Genomic DNA, 15,271 nt, shown 5'->3' with positions numbered 1-15,271 from the left:
TTTCCTTATTCTCATTTCCAGCAAACGATCGTTTCGCCGGTTAAATAATCTGCTAGCGGACCGCAGAGGAACATGACAATTCGGGACATATCCTCAGGCTGGGCAATCCGCTGCAGTCTGGACAAGCCTTCTTCATTGCTCACCGTACGTGTAGCGGAAAAGCGTGCTGTGTAGGTCGGTGCGGGTGAAATACAGTTGACATTCACATCATACGGTCTCATCTGCTGGGCCAGACTTCTTGTATAATGGGAAATGCCCAGCTTGGCAGCAGCATAAATGATGCCTGACGTAACGGGCACATGTCCTGCAATTGAGCCAACATTTACAATTTTGCCACTGCACCGTTCACGCATATGCTGACCCGCAAATTTGCACGTGTACATCGTAGACAGCAGGTTGCGTTCGACAACAGATCGGATATCCTCAACACGAATATCCAAGCAATCATTCGGCTCCGGGCGTGGGGTATTGAAGCCAATGTCACCACCCGCATTATTGACGAGGATATCTATGGAACCCAGCATTTCTATCGACCGCGCAATCAATTGCTCAACCTGTTCAGGATCGGTGAGATCGGCGGCAATAAACCCGGATTTCACACCTAGCTCAACAGCTTCCTCAGCCACTGTAAAGCCGGAAAGTGCTTCGTTGAACTCCATCGATTTCGATTCTGTTTCATCATGAATAATCACATTAGCGCCGGCACGGGCCAGATCCATCGCATACTGTCGGCCAAGACCACGGCTGGAGCCAGTGACTAGCGCGTTTTTACCCCTTAAATCAAAATCTGCCATACCTGCACCTCAGCTTTTCACCAAATTTTCATGATCACGAAACTCCCGAATCAACGTTTTCAAATAGGCAAGGGCTGTATTCATTTGCGATTGTTCATAAGTAACTATGGCTGCGGGCGATTCGCCTTTCTCAAAGGGAGTTCTCCAATCCCCTGTTGCCTTAGCATGGTCATGTACATACCTCAGCAGGCGAGTAAGCTGTCTAGCAGAGCGCTCTGGGTATTCCGTCCAATAGTCCTCTTCAAGCACCCTAACGTTTCTTGCCTCCAAAGCTCCATGCTCCACGGACATCGTTACCTGAGGAGCCGCTACCGAGAAAATTCGCAGCAGTTCAGGGAAATCTATCACACCTTGACCAAGCGGACTCCTTACCAGCCGATATCCTTCCTCATACCAATACATGTAATAATCCTTCAAGTGAACATTTTTTACATAAGGGGCAACCCGGCGAAAAAAGTCATTGGGCTCTTCAGCGGTTGCCAGCGGATTACCTGTATCGAGGTTAATACCAAACCTGTCCGAACCGATAGTTTCACACAGCCAGAGCAGTTCCTCAGAGGCCAAATCCTGATGATTTTCCACGGCAAGATTGACACCCGTTTGTTCCGCAGTTTCAGCCACTACCTGAAAGGAAGTAAGGATATGATCCAAAAATGGCTTCCACGTACCGGCCATATGTCTGCGATCGCCACCAAATTTGGCTCCGCCCACCACGGTCCGCACCGTTACTGCCCCCACTCGCTTGGCAAGCAGCAGCGCTTCCTTTAATGATTCAGGATCATAACCGCTTGCTGCGATATTCACGAACATCCCTTTGGAGCGCGCATAGTCTGCCACTTCGTCGAGGTCATGTTCCTTCAATATTGGATAAGGGATCTCTATCCCTTCCAGTCCATAGCTTTCCGTAATATCCATCAGCTCTATAGGCGTGATTGGTTTGATGCCCGACTGCGGATGGATGCCCATTCCATAGGTTGTGCCATAAACCGTGAGACCGTATCTCAAGCGCTTCAGCCCTTTCTCATCGTATTATTGTGCCGTCCACCCTCCATCGATGACAATGGAAGATCCCGTCATGTAGCTGGATGCCTCTGAAGCCAGATAGATCAGTAATCCTGTCAGTTCATTCGGATTGCCCCAACGTTTAATGGCAAGGTGATTGAGGAAAAATTGATTTGCCACTTGATTGTCGATCACCACCTTGTTAAGCTCGGTAGCGAATGGCCCCGGACATATGGCGTTAGCCGTAATATGGTGCTCAGCCCATTCCAGCGCCATAACTTTGGTTAGTTGAATTAATCCGCCCTTACTAGAGCAGTAAGCAGAGCGTTCAGGGAGCGCGATGGTACCCAACATCGAGGACAGATTAATAATCCTTCCATAGGCTTGTTTGATCATAAAGGGAACTACCGCCTTGGCGCATAGGAAAGGAGCCTTCAGATTCGTGCTTTGCACCAGATCCCAGCTCGCCTCATCATATTCCAGAATCGGCTTGCGCACGTTGATGCCTGCATTGTTGACCAGAATATCGATCCGTCCCAAGCTCTGCACCGTCTCGGCTGCCATACGCTGAACCTGCTCAACATCCGTAACATCCACGGCTAATCCTATTGCCTGTTGTCCGGTTTCCTCACGGATTTGCCTTGCACCTTCGGAGGCTTTCGCTTCATCCCTGCTCGTTACAGCCACACTTGCTCCAGCTTCTGCAAGCGCCTTGGCAAAAACTAACCCCAACCCTTGGCAGCCGCCAGTAATCAGGGCTACTCTGCCATCCAAATTAAACGTATTTAAACTCATTTTATTCCTCCTTCGAGCTTTGATAACTATACGTTCAATTCATTCGCTGCCCATTCATAAGCCATTCGCGGCACTTGAGTCGCCAGCTTTCCTCCGCTAATATCGATCATGGTTCCGGTTATATAACTCGCATAGTCGGATGCCAGGTAACAAATCAGGTGAGCTATTTCCTGTTTATTGCCCCAACGCCGAAGCGAGAGATTGTCCAGCAGCTCCTTTTGCTCCTTAGGAGAACGATCTGCAAACCGATTCAAATCGGTAGGAATGACTCCAGGGGCATAACAATTCACCGTTATATTCCATGGCCCCAGCTCCCCGGCAAGCACTCGGGTAAAATGCACAATCCCCGCTTTGGATGCGGCATACGCTGCCCCACCCAAGCTCGGGATCATGGCGGCGAATGAGGCAGCATTCAGGATACGTCCTGATTTTTGCCTTTTCATTATCGGCAGCACAGCCTTACACATAAGGAAGCTGCCCTTCAGATTGACATCCATATTGAGATCCCACACCTCCTCAGGTAAGCTCTCCACCAGACCACCGCTTGCAACACCTGCATTATTAACAAGGATGTCGATTCGCCCGTATTGGTGCTCAACCTCTTGAATCACCCTCTCGATCTCCGAGTATTCACGAATATCACACACCTGTTGAAAGCCCTCGAATTGATGCTCAACGAATACTTGATGTAGCTCTGCCAAATGATCCGGATTCACATCCATGGCGACCGTCCTCACGCCTTCACTGGCTAAAGTGAGTGCAATCTCCCGGCCAATTCCCCGCCCCGCTCCTGTCACAAGAGCCACCTTCCCACGTAAATCAATATGCACAATCTATCCCTCCCTTGGCTTCGACTATTAGCTTACAAAGTCCAGAAACAAAATTGCAAACCCTTACATTTACAGGTAATAATCGGGTCTCTCATACACCATTGGTCTTCATCAGAAAGCAGACTTCATATCTAAAATATATGTACGTTTGTCCGGAAGGAGTACAGCGATGGGAAGAAGAAATCCGAGCACATAAGGTGTAAGCAGCACGGTAGCCTCATCTTGGATAAAATAGCAGCTTCCCGAGCTGCACAAAAAGGCCTATCGCGTACTTTTCGCGAGGCCCTTTTGTATCCGTACATTATTCGCTTAATTATATAACTCTGCAACCAAGCCGATGAGTTCATTGAGTCTATTTCAAATCGTCGATCGATCCAAACGTTTCAACGATTGCTTGTACCTGCTCTTCTGGTAAATATTTATAATCATCAACTGTCACATAGCTTTCATTCAATTGAAATCTGAAAAATCGGTTTATGTTCCACGTAGGTGGAGGCGTTATTTAGATAAATGTGCTGCTGATAATTACCAACAAAATAAATAGTACAAGAATTGCACCCGTAGTCGTACCCAAACCATATCCTGCGCAACTAGCGCAACTTCCGCCAACTCCTAATGCACCCATATGTCCCCCCTCCTTCCACATTCCATATTTGTATATTATGAACATCAGCGGAGATTGGATTGGACGCATTGATAAAAACACAATCATATGCCCTTATTGATCCTGATCCTGGATAAGATCACCCGGCTTCACTTGATCCGTAGATTGCAAAATCATGGACTGTTTCATCGAATCATACCGAAAAAGATATACATCTATGAAGTCCTGTCCTGCCCCATAACCTCCCGTCAAAATGAGTTCACCATTAGTTACCTGAAAAGGATGATGCGGCAGCTGACCTATATGCGTCCAGATTTGTTCTGGCTTCATCTCCAGCGTTATCGGAAAAGCCTTCCCGCCGCTTACTCCAAAAAGAAAAGTCTCAAGCGCATGACAGTCCGTATACCGCGGCACATAGGCATAAATGTCGGTTTCTCCAAAGGTATACTTCTGCATTTCGACAGGTTTATCCTCAGGCTGTACAATTTCGAAATCAACAGGGAATGTCATTACTGTGCTCTGTGACCCATCCGATTGGGATTCCCATACCATGGCATAATCTCCTGACCAGCTTAAGTCAGTCTCCAATCCGTAACAACTCGGGGCTCCCAAAGGAGCTGAGACTGCTTTTCCAGCAGGTATGACGAGTAATTTTCTGTCTGTATGCTTACCAATTGCCCTGACTGAGTTATCTTCTTTCTTAACCTCTTTGTTATCTTCCACTGCAGGAAGAGAGTTAAGATTCTCTTCAATTATATGGTTTGCACAGGCAGTGAGTACAGCCCAAAGCAACATCACCAATATCATCTTTTTTCTCATCCGATTTTTGCCCTTTGAGTGGAACTTTATAACCTATCTTATAGACGAAAGGCAATTGGATAAAGTTACATATCAGCTGCTAACAATCCCCAATACAAAACCATCGTAGCCTTTACTCCCCACTGTCTGAATCGCTGTAGCCGAAATCCTTGATTCTTCAGCCAACAAGTCATAGAACTGCCTGACACCTTGTACACGAGGGTCCTGGCTATTTTCATTAATGACCTCGCCATCACGAATGACATTGTCTCCTATAATGACAGTCCCAGGGTGGGAGAAATGAAGTGCCCATTTTAAATAGTTGGGATTATTAGGTTTATCAGCATCAATAAATATGAAATCAAAAGGTGGCACGCCCTCCTCTTTCATCTGGGCTAATTGAGCCAAGGCATCACCTACCCGAATAGTTATAAGTCCATCCAGCTGTGCAAGGGTTATGTTAGCTTGTGCTACCTGAGCATGAAGGGATTCAAGCTCTAGGGTGATCAATTGTCCATCAGCCGGTAGTGCTCTCGCCATCCAAATGGTACTGTATCCGCCCAGTGTGCCGATCTCCAGAATACGATGTGCGCCTTTCATTTGAACAAGCAGGTTTAATAGCTTACCTTGATTCGGCGTTACATCAATTGCTGGCAGACCTGCCTGATGATTCGCAAATAACACTTTTTCCAGCACAGCATCATGTGGGATGAGACGCTCGGTAACATACTGATCGACCTTATCCCAAGTATTCGCTTGATTCATATGGATCACTTCTCCCTCATTGATTTTACTTCTAGTAGAAGTCCGTTGAATACATCTCGCTGCGCGGCCAAATATCCTTCCGATCGCTGTTGTTTCCGTATTTTTTGATTCCATAATATATTTAGCGGTAAAATTACGGAAACAAAGGCGAGCGCTTACGCTTCTCCAGGATCATTTGGCCGCTCCTCTCGGTTTTCACCGGCCTTCTAGTTTTATTGTAAATGAGTTATAATCATAAATATAATATATCTTTATGATCGACTCATACTTTAAATATATTAATTAAAAAGAGGAGCAGTTCAAATGAATCTGCATGCATTACGTTTATTCCATGTGATCGCCTCAACCGGAAGTGTGACACGTGCCTCTGAATTATTAAATATCAGTCAGCCTGCTATTACCGCTCAAATCAAAAAATTTGAAAAGGAATTGCTCCTCACCCTTCTGAAGCCTCAAGGAAGAGGCATAGCCTTAACCGATGCAGGTGAAGAGCTTGCAATACTTGCAAAAAGACTCTTCGCAGTCGAACAGCAAATCGAACAATTTGCTCTGGATTACCGGAATGGCACCAACGGATGTATTCGATTAGCCGCTACGTATTTACCCGCTCATTTCCTGATTCCGACCTGGATTGCCAAGTTTAAACAGCAGTATGAACAAGTTGAAATGATTATTACGACGACCAATTCAAGTGACGCCTTGAAGCAGCTTTTACATGTGGATGTGGATATGGCTATTTACGGGGGGCTACCTGAAGAATATGTGGATGAGATTCAGACCGAGGAATTGTTTCAGGACGAGCTATGGTTTGTTGTTGCACCGAATCACCGATATGCCAATCAGCAAGTAACTTTGCCGGAAATGATGAAAGAGCCGTTTGTCATGCGCGAAGAAGGCAGCTCCACACGTGAGCGATTATTTTCTTTATGTCGCACCTACAATTCACCGGCGCCTACAATCTCCCTGCAGTTCAATGGGCTGCATGAAGCTATTACAGCTGTTATCGCCGGATATGGTGCAAATTTCGTATCGTCATTGGTTGTACGCGAATATGTGAATCGTGGAGAGCTATGCCGGGTTCATGTGGACGGTATCCATCTCACCAATACGATTGCCATTTGTACGCGTAAAAACGAACCTTTATCTGCTTCCGCGGCGAACCTCATTCAGATGATCCGCCATAATCCATATAAGCATTCACTTTAATAAAATTAACTCGTTACTTCTGTTATTTCAACATCTGAAGTCCCGTATTTCTCAGCATGGACACAATTTTCATTTCAATTGTTGCATGCTGGTACATTTCCGACCAGTCCTGGTTAGGAGCTAGTGTACCTCGAAAGCGATTTCCGAAACCAAATATGTCGGACTTTTTCTGTTTCGTTAGTTTAAATACTTTCTCAGCTCTCGCTTCAAGCTCCTTGCTGACTGACTTCTCAATTTCTGTTGTACTGTTCTGGGCTGACTGTGAAGAATCCATTAACGTCATTGTTAATAAGGTATGGATGCGAATGACTGGCTTGCCATCCATCATTTTCGACGAGATCATGGTATTATTTTTAAGAATTTTCACATTGGCTCCTTCTGTCGTTTCAATTTCAAAATCACTCATCTTTTGGGTAATAATCTCATAAATAAGTGTTTCTTCAGGAGTGAGCTTACCCACCATCCTGTCCTCTACAAAGAAGGCATTTCCTTTTAATTCAAACATATTCATATTACTTCTCACCAATAATGGCACGATATTTTCTTCCAATGGGTTGTACATCCGACTGAACAAGCTCCAAAGCGGGACCTTGTTTTTTTGGGGAGTTCCACCGGCATACGATTCAAAAAAAAGCTTGGTATAAATACCTGACAATTCTCCTGTAGGATTAGGTTTTGAAAATATCGACTCCATACTGCCTGAAATCAAGGCTACCACCGTACTTAACGGAAGGGTTCGATCTCTCACCGCGAATTCCAGGTAAGGTTTTACTCCCTTTTCGGCTAATTCCTGATCCAAAAAGATGGCTCTTGTCTCAGACAAATCAAGCGATTTGGGTAATCTCAATCGCAGTTCATCCAAAGCATCTACCACCGTATCTCCCTTTTGCTTGGCCATAAAAAAACTTTTATCGATTCCTCCTCCTCCTGTCTGTATCGATTTGGTTACAGGAAACCGCACCAAAAGCGAAATTTTATTATCTTCGGCATGTTCAATTCCCAAGACGGCGACCAGCATTCGATTATCTATATCCTTGACGTCCCAGCATCCTTGCAAGATCATACATAAGATCACGATACCGCCCAGGCGGAGAAGATGTGTTGGTTTCATGGCTGATGCTTCTTCCCTTTCTGTATCCGATATTTGATAAGAATAGCTGCCGGAATGACAAATACGACATATAAACGAAGTGGGGTAGCCCATATAACCACTTGTTCTATCCAATTCCATGAGGGAATAATTAACGCCATTCCATACGTCAGCACACCCGTGATTATATACAACAAATTTTCCTTAAATTTGGGAAACAGGGTACGCATTCCGACGACGAAGCAATGGATCATTAGAGCCATGGCCAGTATGACATATAACATAGATACGGAAACAAACACAGCCGTTAGATTCTCAATCACAAGCCAGTAATGACTTATCGAATCCATTTTGGTTATGTACGGAAATGTAAGACTTCTCGTTAGTTCGGGACCAAAGGTCAAAATGGGAAAGTAAACTGCCCCAAATATGATTGGAAAAAAAAAGACTGTAGCTATCCCGTACGATTTCCAGAGCTGTTTGGGTTTATTCGTATAAGCTCCAGTAACTGCAAAATAAATAAAACCCGTCCATACATAAGAAGATCCATAAAAAGAGGCTTGCTGTAAAAAATCTCCGTTATTAGGCAGCCATGGTTTTCCCAGCTGAATCTGTATGTCGCTCAGACCTAACAGGGTTAGCGCAATGGATAGTGGAATACTAACAATAATGAACACGCCCGCTGTACGAACAATCGAAATGAGTCCACCTGATGCCAAAAACGCGGAGACAAAAACAACCCCGCTTAAAAACCATTGAGGGGTTGTGTGCAGCATGGTCATGGAAATCATTTCCCCGTGCGCACGAATCATTAATACAATAGAACTCCCGACAAACCACAGCAGAGGTACGATGAATAATAAGCTTCCCATCATGCCAAATTGATGTTTACAAATAGTGAAAGCATCTTTTCCAGGTTCTAAGGCCAACATACAGCTATACAACCATGCACCTAACATTCCGAGCAGCATCCAGATGACGATAATCATCCAATAACTCTCGTGTGTAGCTTGAATGATAAAATACGGATACAGAAAAAAAGAAGTACCCCCAAATATCATAATCTGCAATACAAAATACTCACTAAAGGAAATTTGCAGCTTGGATGGGTTCAAGTTCCCTGCCTCTTCTCTTTCCACAAATTCATGAGGAATTTAATTGAAAAAGGATGCATTTTTGCAAGCAGACCGACGCCTCGAGAGCGAACCCGAGCTTTTGGCCCAATAGGTGTCAGATACGACACACCAAAGGATTCAATACGTGAAAGAAAAATAACCATGATCACAAAACAAATGACAATTCCCAAAACTCCGATTATACTGGCTCCTAAAAGAACAAAATATTTTAATAGTCTTTGTACAAGCCCCATTTGATAATCGATTACGATAAAATTCGTAATGGCCGTAGTTGCAGCGACGATTACCAGCAGATTGCTTACTATATTGGCTTGAATGATCGCTTGGCCGAGCACGACACCACCTACCATGGTCACTGTGGAACTGATCGACTTAGGCAGACGAACTCCGGCCTCTACTATGAAATCTAGAATCAATAACATGAGCATGGCTTCAATTAAGACAGGATAGGGCACGCCTTCTCTGCTCGCTGCAGCGGCAAGACTAATCTCCAACCGATTGACATCAATGTTAACTGAGGTTATCGCCACATAAAAGCCCGGCAAGAACAAATTAATCATTAAAGCAGCAAACCGCAGCACCCTTAGAAAAACAGCAACAAAAGGAGAAAGATACTGGTCCTCAGCTGATTGCCAAAAATCTACGAAAGCAGTTGGTGCAATTATGGAGAAAGGGGTTCCTTCAAGAATCACAATAACTTTTCCATCCAAAAGGGAAGCTGCCGCTCGATCCGGACGTTCTGAGGTAATGGCAATAGGATACAAATTAAAAGTGGAATGATTGTTCATTAATCGTAGAAGCTCTCCCGAGTCCTGAATACCATCTACATCAATCTGACTTATTTGGTCACATATATGTTGTACCAGACTGGTTTCCGTTACATCCTTCAGGTAAACGACGCCCACCTTGCTATGCATCACGTTACCTACGGTAGATTCCCATATTTTTAAGCGCGATGTTTTCATTCTTTGGCGCAGTAAGGCAACATTCGTTTGATAATTTTCATTGAATGCATACATCGGCCCTTGAATCACATTCTCGTTTTGAGGTGACTGCACCGCACTTTGATGCGGATAATACGTCTCCAGAATGATTCCATTGGATGAGTGTGACATACATAATACGGTCTTCCCGTTACATATAGAGCTCTCGCACGTATTGAAGTTCCCTTCTGCATATTTAGTTCCATAAAAGCTTTCCAACACCGTATGAAGCTGGTTTTCTTCCATGGAAGCTACATGAAAGCCCAAATGATCGGAACCAACAAGTGTAGATAAATAACAAAGATAGACTTTTTGGGACTCCATTTCACCAATGCAGACGACTTCAAAATCCGCTGCATCCTGGAAGGCTTCTTGCAGCGAGGTTAGAAGGAAAGTGTGATTCGATGACTTTAACATCTTCAGAATAATCGGATTCATTTTATTTCCCAATCGTTGTCACCTCAATCATTCGATTCTGCTCAAAGTCCCTAAAGATTAATATTCCAAATATGGGTAATATCTATACCTAATCAGAGTTAAGCCATCTTGCCTGAACTCGTACATCCGAGAATGAGAAAAAGGACCACCAGATGCAGTCCTTTTCTCAAATTATTGCTTATCACGAATCAGATAACCCGGGATCACACGAATATAAATGAGCTCGCCTACCAATTCCACGATCGTTTGAGTGACAATAACCGCAGCAACCAACCCATCTAACGGATCCGGTAATGCATAAGCAAACGGTAAGACAACCAGTGAGTTGCGTGTGCCTCCGCTAAAAACGAGCGCACGGGCAGCCGAAACGTCCAATCGAAACCATTTTGCAAGCTGAGCTGCGACAAAAGGCATAATGACCATAAAGGCGATATAAATTGGAATTGCGTATATGATCACTTCATAATATTCATAGATGCGGCTGATCTGGGACGCTACAATCACAAAAAGCGTTAAGGCCATAAAAGGAACCGGAAGCCATGCGGCACCATCTAACATTAGTTCTCCCATTTTACTGCGGGTCGCCCAAAACTGTGCACCCAAAGCAAGCAGAAGGGGAAGCAGAATAAGTCCGATAAATGCTTCAAAAAAAGGCTCCAAACTAATGAATTCAACGGCCTGATCGCCGATAAAAAGCCACAAAAACAAAGGCAGGAATAACATTTGGGTAATAAAAAGAAAAGGTGTCGAGATCAGCATAAGCTTTTCGTTGCCTCGTCCAAGGTGAGTAAAGACGATAACATAGTCAATGCAGGGTGCTAAAAGTACAAGCATAACGCCAAGTAATAGTGGTGGTTGATTAGGTAAAAAGCTCGTTAGCAGCCAGACCAATAAAGGAACCGCCGCGTAGTTCGTAACGAGCAGGGCATAAATAAATCTTCGATTGGATAACGTTTCTTGTAAACGAAAAAAAGGTATTTGAGTGAACATGCTAAATAGTAGAATGGCAATCACGATTGAGGTTATATACCCAAATGTCGAAGAAAAAGCTGGCCACATCAACCCAATAACTGCAGCAGCAATTAGGGTAATGACATAAATCAAAATTTGTTTTTGCTCGAGTGTCTCTCTGGTAACCATAATCTAATAAACGTCCCTCCCAGATGTTAAAATTTCCATTTTGTCACATTGCAACTGCTGAACACATGCTTTCCCATGGAGTCAACTAGTTTACAGCATACCATATATGTATGATTTGTATGACTGGATAAGCTTTTTGTTGCGTCTAATGACAGCATACCGCAGAGAAAGAATGCTCATTTGACGATTGATCCTAGTTACTGCTTTTCCAAAAATCCAAAAAAAGGTAAGATGTTTGTATCCGAACTATCGAGGAGTGGACAATATAACTTCACAAATACTCATTGTCGAAGATGACTGGGAGATTCACGAATTGCTGACCGCTTATTTACAAAAAGAAGGCTATGAAACAACATCCGCCTACAACGGAAAAGAGGCACTCAGCCTCTTAACACAAACACAATTTCAAATCCTCATTTTGGATCTGATGATACCTGAGATTGACGGTTATGAAGTACTCCGTCGCGTACGAGAAACACAAAATATTCCTGTACTGATCCTGTCTGCAAAAGGAGAAGAGGTGGACAAAATCATCGGACTCGGGCTCGGTGCGGACGATTATTTAACAAAGCCTTTTGGGCTTGGAGAGCTATCCGCGAGGGTCAAGGCTATGCTTCGACGTTATGTCTACTTTAACAATAGTACGAAAGACGATCCCTCGTCCGTGTTGACCCATGGTGATCTTACGATCAATTTGCATACCTATGAAGTCGCGTCACGAACCGGTAAAATAACGCTGACTTCCAAAGAATTTGAAATATTAAAGTTGTTTCTCTCCAAACCTTCCCGGGTCTTCACGAAGGCGCAAATTTTTCAAGCCGTCTGGAAGGAAGACTGTATGTCTGATGACAACACGGTCATGGTACATATCCGCCGTCTTCGCACTAAAATTGAGTTGAATCCGTCTCAGCCGGAATATATTCAAACGGTTTGGGGAATTGGATACAAACTCGGGGAGGCTGCTAACTGATGCTCATGTACATCCAGACTAGCATCACCGTTATTTTGCTTGCTTCAAGCAGCTTACTTGTTATTCGACAGTGGCATTTCAAACGGCAATTAGCGATGGTGACCGCCCGTATCGAAGAGATACGCAATGGCAGCATCAATCAGAGAGTCCGTATCCCCACCACGCAGAAATCCCTGAACGAGCTCGGAGGCAGTATGAACCGACTCATCGATGACTTTCAGCGAAGCATGGAGAAGGTCAACTGGCTGGAAAGCGAACGAAAAAAAATGATCACCCATCTCTCCCACGATTTACGAACACCGCTAACAGCCATTCTAGGCTACGTAGAATTCATGCAGACAGATAAAACCCTTACAGAAGCTGCACGACAGCATTACTTCCAAATCATCTCCTCCAAGGGGAACAAGCTGGAAACCTTGATACGAGATTTCTTCGAGCTTTCCAAACTGGAGGCCGATGATGAACTATTGAACCCTGAGAGAATCAACATCATTGACAAAATACAAGAAGCGATCCTTTCCTTTTATCACCAGTTTCAGCTCGTACAATTGAGTCCACAGCTGCAGCTTCCCGAACACCCCATTTACGTTTGGGGAAATGGGCACAGCATAGATCGGATTATGAACAATCTGCTGTCCAATTCGCTTCGTTACGGAGTGGAAGGTGGAATGATCGGCATTAGGGTTCGGGAAGAAGAAGAACGCGTATGGATTGATGTTTGGGATCAAGGCCAAGGGATTTCAGAGACAGATTTGCCGTATATATTCGAGCGCCTATATACGGGCAAAGCATCCAGAAATGCTGTTCAGCAAGGGAACGGTCTGGGCCTGACGATTACCAAAAAATTAGTTGAGAAACAGCAAGGTGAAATTCATGTCGACAGCATCCCAAATCAAAAAACCAGCTTTTCCTTCTATTTGCCCAAGGCAACTTAAGAAAAATGTAAGGAATAGTTAATTAGGATGTAAAGTGTACTCTATATAATTAAAACCAACCAAAATGATGGCTTATGAAGTCATTTTGCTATGCAAAACTTATAGGGGGTTGGGAACAAGTGGAAACCATTTTGAAAACAAGCGGCCTCACCAAAAAGTATAAAGATCACACAGCGGTCGACTGTATTAACATTTCCTTGAAAAAAGGAGAGATTTACGGTTTTCTCGGCCAGAACGGAGCAGGTAAAACGACGACGATTCGCATGATTATGGGTCTCATCCAACCCACATCAGGCCAGATCGAACTGTTCGGGCAGACCTTGGAGTCGGGGCACAGAGCCGCTTTTGAACGCATCGGTTCGATGATTGAAATACCCGGATTTTATCCGAATCTGACTGCCGCCGAGAACCTGGACATCCACCGCCGAATGATGGGTATGGGGAACAAGGAAAGCATTGAACAATCACTGGAGCAAGCAGGTTTGCTGGACGTTCGCAACAAGCGAGTGAAAAGCTTCTCGCTCGGAATGAAGCAGCGTCTTGGCATAGCCCGTTCTCTACTGCATCATCCGGAGCTGCTTATCCTCGATGAGCCAACAAACGGTTTGGACCCTGTTGGAATAAAGGAAGTACGCAATTTAATTATTGAGTTGGCATCGAAACGCAATATTGCTGTTTTGGTATCAAGCCATATTTTAAGTGAGGTTCAGCAGATGGCTACGGTACTTGGCATTATTCATAACGGAAAATTAGTGGAGGAAATTGAACAACAAGCGCTGCAGATGAGAAACAGACATTGTGTGGAGTATAAGGTAAGCAATGATCGTCAGACAGTTATGCTGCTGGAGCAGAAGCTGGGCATTCACGACTACTCCGTTCCCGAACCGGGCATTGTCAGGGTGTTCGAACAGCTATCAGAATCGGCTATGATCAATCGAACACTTGTTGATAACGGCATAGATGTGTGCGAAATTACGATGCTGCGTGAAACATTGGAGGATTATTTCCTTGGCCTGACGGGGGGTGCTCGAATTGCTTAATATTATGTATACCGAATTACTGAAATTAAAACGCTCCAACATTCTCTGGTTAACGATCATTGGTGCTGTACTGCCTGCGTTGATCACCACATTCGGTGAATTCAAGGACATGAATTGGACCAATCTGTTAAATAACAATCTTCTGTTTCTCAACGTAATGATTGGTCCGATGTTATTATCGATGCTAGCAGGATATGTGGTGGTCCGGGAATACAATGATAATACGGTTAATCAACTTTTCGTATATCCTCATCGTCGCGTCACGATTTTATTTGCAAAAATGGTTGTCGTTCTGCTTCTATCTGTTACGGTATCTGCCCTTAATTATTCATTGATTTGGTTGTCGGGCAGCTTAATAGGCCATCAACCGATTACGGCCGAACTGTTCTGGAAATATACCGATGCGTATTTGTGGATGTTTGTGCTGCAAGCTCTGCTTATCCCGATTATGATGACTGCCGGGATTGTTGGAAAAAGCTTCATCCCTCCGGTCGTGCTCGGAATTGTCGCTATCCTCATTAATATGATGGCGATTCAGGGAGTTGAGGACCATATTCCGGAACGCATTACTTTTGTAAGCTATTTTCCATTTGGTTCTGCGATCATTCATATGCTTGATTTGATTAAATCAAATGTGAATATAGGTGTTCTCAACCCTTTATATCCCAATGGATTAACCTTTGTACTATTTTTTATTTTCAATGCGCTCTATTACACGAAGTCCGAGGTTCATAGCGGTTCTTGA

16 protein-coding genes are annotated in these 15,271 nt (G+C 44.2%); 5 read left to right on the top strand and 11 right to left on the bottom strand.

Annotation, left to right across the window (positions count from 1 at the left end; translation table 11 throughout):
* Positions 1–11: 11 nt before the first annotated feature.
* The 7 genes from OB236_RS19970 to OB236_RS19940 all read right to left on the bottom strand — a co-directional run bounded on the left by OB236_RS19970 (position 12) and on the right by OB236_RS19940 (position 5,588).
* Positions 12–794 (bottom strand): SDR family NAD(P)-dependent oxidoreductase, encoded by a 783-nt coding sequence (locus tag OB236_RS19970; protein WP_262685580.1) that lies wholly within the window; start codon positions 792–794, stop codon positions 12–14.
* 9 nt (positions 795–803) lie between these two features.
* A complete protein-coding gene (locus OB236_RS19965; protein ID WP_262685579.1) occupies positions 804–1,799 on the bottom strand; it encodes a sugar phosphate isomerase/epimerase family protein in 996 nt (331 codons plus the stop codon).
* A 24-nt stretch (positions 1,800–1,823) separates the two neighbouring features.
* The gene (locus OB236_RS19960; protein WP_262685578.1) at positions 1,824–2,591 is read right to left on the bottom strand and encodes an SDR family NAD(P)-dependent oxidoreductase; all 768 of its coding nucleotides are present in this window, start codon (positions 2,589–2,591) and stop codon (positions 1,824–1,826) included.
* 26 nt (positions 2,592–2,617) lie between these two features.
* Complete coding sequence (locus OB236_RS19955; RefSeq protein ID WP_262685577.1) at positions 2,618–3,421, bottom strand: SDR family NAD(P)-dependent oxidoreductase; 804 nt, start codon at positions 3,419–3,421, stop codon at positions 2,618–2,620.
* A 502-nt stretch (positions 3,422–3,923) separates the two neighbouring features.
* Positions 3,924–4,046: a YjcZ family sporulation protein gene (locus tag OB236_RS40130; protein WP_218639025.1), complete on the bottom strand. Its 123-nt coding sequence runs from the start codon at positions 4,044–4,046 to the stop codon at positions 3,924–3,926.
* Positions 4,047–4,139: 93 nt separating this feature from the next.
* Positions 4,140–4,577 (bottom strand): hypothetical protein, encoded by a 438-nt coding sequence (locus tag OB236_RS19945; RefSeq protein ID WP_262685576.1) that lies wholly within the window; start codon positions 4,575–4,577, stop codon positions 4,140–4,142.
* Between the two features lie 339 nt (positions 4,578–4,916).
* Entirely contained in the window at positions 4,917–5,588 is a 672-nt protein-coding gene (locus tag OB236_RS19940) for an O-methyltransferase (RefSeq protein ID WP_262685575.1), read from the bottom strand.
* Between the two features lie 303 nt (positions 5,589–5,891).
* Between OB236_RS19940 and OB236_RS19935 the strand changes: the two genes are divergently transcribed.
* Positions 5,892–6,794 carry a LysR family transcriptional regulator gene (locus tag OB236_RS19935; RefSeq protein ID WP_262685574.1) on the top strand — a complete coding sequence of 301 codons (903 nt, stop codon included), beginning with the start codon at positions 5,892–5,894 and terminating at the stop codon, positions 6,792–6,794.
* Between the two features lie 22 nt (positions 6,795–6,816).
* Here OB236_RS19935 and OB236_RS19930 read toward each other — a convergent pair whose 3' ends face one another.
* From OB236_RS19930 to OB236_RS19915, 4 genes are all read right to left on the bottom strand, one after another.
* The gene (locus OB236_RS19930; RefSeq protein WP_262685573.1) at positions 6,817–7,905 is read right to left on the bottom strand and encodes a Ger(x)C family spore germination protein; all 1,089 of its coding nucleotides are present in this window, start codon (positions 7,903–7,905) and stop codon (positions 6,817–6,819) included.
* On the bottom strand, positions 7,902–8,999 hold the full coding sequence (locus OB236_RS19925) for a GerAB/ArcD/ProY family transporter (RefSeq protein WP_262685572.1): 1,098 nt from the start codon (positions 8,997–8,999) through the stop codon (positions 7,902–7,904). Before OB236_RS19925 ends, OB236_RS19930 begins: the two co-directional genes overlap by 4 nt.
* Complete coding sequence (locus OB236_RS19920; protein WP_262685571.1) at positions 8,996–10,453, bottom strand: spore germination protein; 1,458 nt, start codon at positions 10,451–10,453, stop codon at positions 8,996–8,998. Before OB236_RS19920 ends, OB236_RS19925 begins: the two co-directional genes overlap by 4 nt.
* A 159-nt stretch (positions 10,454–10,612) precedes the next feature.
* Positions 10,613–11,581, bottom strand: coding sequence for an arsenic resistance protein (locus OB236_RS19915; RefSeq protein ID WP_262685570.1), 969 nt, complete (start codon positions 11,579–11,581; stop codon positions 10,613–10,615).
* A gap of 265 nt (positions 11,582–11,846) precedes the next feature.
* Between OB236_RS19915 and OB236_RS19910 the strand changes: the two genes are divergently transcribed.
* The 4 genes from OB236_RS19910 to OB236_RS19895 all read left to right on the top strand — a co-directional run bounded on the left by OB236_RS19910 (position 11,847) and on the right by OB236_RS19895 (position 15,271).
* Positions 11,847–12,551, top strand: coding sequence for a response regulator transcription factor (locus OB236_RS19910; protein WP_408638504.1), 705 nt, complete (start codon positions 11,847–11,849; stop codon positions 12,549–12,551).
* The gene (locus OB236_RS19905; RefSeq protein WP_262685569.1) at positions 12,551–13,486 is read left to right on the top strand and encodes a sensor histidine kinase; all 936 of its coding nucleotides are present in this window, start codon (positions 12,551–12,553) and stop codon (positions 13,484–13,486) included. Before OB236_RS19910 ends, OB236_RS19905 begins: the two co-directional genes overlap by 1 nt.
* A gap of 119 nt (positions 13,487–13,605) precedes the next feature.
* A complete protein-coding gene (locus tag OB236_RS19900; RefSeq protein WP_262685568.1) occupies positions 13,606–14,526 on the top strand; it encodes an ABC transporter ATP-binding protein in 921 nt (306 codons plus the stop codon).
* A complete protein-coding gene (locus OB236_RS19895; protein WP_262685567.1) occupies positions 14,519–15,271 on the top strand; it encodes an ABC transporter permease in 753 nt (250 codons plus the stop codon). Before OB236_RS19900 ends, OB236_RS19895 begins: the two co-directional genes overlap by 8 nt.

This window comes from Paenibacillus baimaensis, from assembly GCF_025567575.1.
This window is presented reverse-complemented; position numbering and strand designations above follow the sequence as displayed.

Bases quoted from the DNA above. Each gene is read 5' to 3' on its own strand.
- OB236_RS19940 (WP_262685575.1), bottom strand. From the start codon at position 5,588: ATGAATCAAGCGAATACTTGGGATAAGGTCGATCAGTATGTTACCGAG.
- OB236_RS19945 (WP_262685576.1), bottom strand. From the start codon at position 4,577: ATGGTATGGGAATCCCAATCGGATGGGTCACAGAGCACAGTAATGACA.
- OB236_RS19930 (WP_262685573.1), bottom strand. From the start codon at position 7,905: ATGAAACCAACACATCTTCTCCGCCTGGGCGGTATCGTGATCTTATGT.
- OB236_RS19970 (WP_262685580.1), bottom strand. From the start codon at position 794: ATGGCAGATTTTGATTTAAGGGGTAAAAACGCGCTAGTCACTGGCTCC.
- OB236_RS19915 (WP_262685570.1), bottom strand. From the start codon at position 11,581: ATGGTTACCAGAGAGACACTCGAGCAAAAACAAATTTTGATTTATGTC.
- OB236_RS19960 (WP_262685578.1), bottom strand. From the start codon at position 2,591: ATGAGTTTAAATACGTTTAATTTGGATGGCAGAGTAGCCCTGATTACT.
- OB236_RS19905 (WP_262685569.1), top strand. From the start codon at position 12,551: ATGCTCATGTACATCCAGACTAGCATCACCGTTATTTTGCTTGCTTCA.
- OB236_RS40130 (WP_218639025.1), bottom strand. From the start codon at position 4,046: ATGGGTGCATTAGGAGTTGGCGGAAGTTGCGCTAGTTGCGCAGGATAT.
- OB236_RS19935 (WP_262685574.1), top strand. From the start codon at position 5,892: ATGAATCTGCATGCATTACGTTTATTCCATGTGATCGCCTCAACCGGA.